This window comes from Alkalihalobacterium elongatum (genome assembly GCF_019024285.1).
GTDB classification, from domain to species: Bacteria; Bacillota; Bacilli; order Bacillales; family Bacillaceae_F; genus Alkalihalobacterium; species Alkalihalobacterium elongatum.
Window position 1 is genome coordinate 1 of record NZ_WMKZ01000059.1, and the last position, 1,459, is coordinate 1,459.

Below are 1,459 nucleotides of genomic sequence, written 5' to 3' on the forward strand. Positions count from 1 at the left end.
TACCTGTAGTTAGGACACTTGAAAAAGAGTGTTTTATCTACAGGTATTTTTTTATATACTTGAATTCATATATGGAATTAGGAGAACAGGATGAGCAAAATAATTTTTTCAACTAAAGAGGTAAAAACACTTCAACAAAATCCAAATGTACAACGAGTTAGTGAGCGGGCTATTACATATACAGACTCCTTTAAAAATAGGTTTATGGATGAGTATCTTGCAGGCAAACTCCCCCGACAAATCTTTGAAGAGAACGGTTTCAATGTGGACGTTTTAGGAATAAAGCGAATAGAACAATCAGCCTATAGATGGAAGAAAGCTTATGAAAAGAATGGGCTGATTGGACTCACCGATTCGAGGAAAACAGGTTCAGGTAGACCATTGAAACGGGAACTTACACCTTTAGAAGTGATTGAGAGGCAGGAAGCAAGAATTAAGCTTCTCGAAGGACAGGTAGAGCTATTAAAAAAGCTAGAAGCGACAGAAAGGAGGTTGCTAAACGCAAGCGAAAATTTAAATCCAAGTAGAGTGTATCAGTTGATATATGAAACGATTGAACAAAATCACTTTAAGCAAATGACTAAATATTTTTGTGACCTTCTAGAGGTTTCACGTTCCGGGTATTATAGCTACGTAAAAGCATCAAATAGTAGAGAAGCAAAAGAACAATTAGACTTAGAAGTGAAAGGATTTATATTAAAGGCATTTAATCGCCGAGGATATAAGAAAGGTTCCCGTTCCATTAAAATGATCTTAGAGAATGAGTATAGCCTTATCTTTAGTCGTAAAAAGATACAAAGAATTATGAGAAAGTACGGGATAGTCTGTCCTCATAGAAAACCAAATCCTTATAAGAAGATTGCCAAAGCAACAAAGGAGCATCAGGTCGTTCCAAACAAATTAAACAGAAAATTTAAGCAAGGCACTCCTGGAAAGGTGTTATTAACGGACATTACTTTCTTGCCATATAACGGAAATTGTATGGCTTATTTGTCGACCGTAAAAGATGGCTCCACTAACGAGATCCTAGCATATCATGTTTCGGATCGAATCACTTTAGATATTGCGACGCAGACAATCCATAAATTAATCAACAATAAGAAAGTTATTCTACATCCAGCGGCCTTTATCCACTCGGATCAAGGAAGTCATTACACTAGCCCTAAATATCAACAGTTATTAAAAAAATATGGTCTAGGCCAATCCATGTCCCGAAGAGGAAACTGTTGGGATAATGCCCCACTTGAGTCTTTCTTTGGGCATTTAAAAGATGATGTAGATTATAAATCAGCCAGAACATTAGAAGAGTTAAAGGCAAAGATAAATCACTATATGGTTTACTATAACAATTATCGCTATCAATGGAATTTAAAAAGGATGACCCCTATTCAATATAGGGATCACCTTCTAGTTGCATAGTCTCTTTTTTTATAGTGTCCTTGACATGGGGACCAGTTTA

Annotated in this window: 1 protein-coding gene; it reads left to right on the plus strand. The window is 36.1% G+C overall.

Annotation, left to right across the window (positions count from 1 at the left end; genetic code table 11):
• The first annotated feature begins 90 nt into the window (after window positions 1–90).
• Window positions 91–1,419 carry an IS3 family transposase gene (locus GKP30_RS23325; protein ID WP_216831871.1) on the plus strand — a complete coding sequence of 443 codons (1,329 nt, stop codon included), beginning with the start codon at window positions 91–93 and terminating at the stop codon, window positions 1,417–1,419.
• Window positions 1,420–1,459 lie beyond the last annotated feature (40 nt).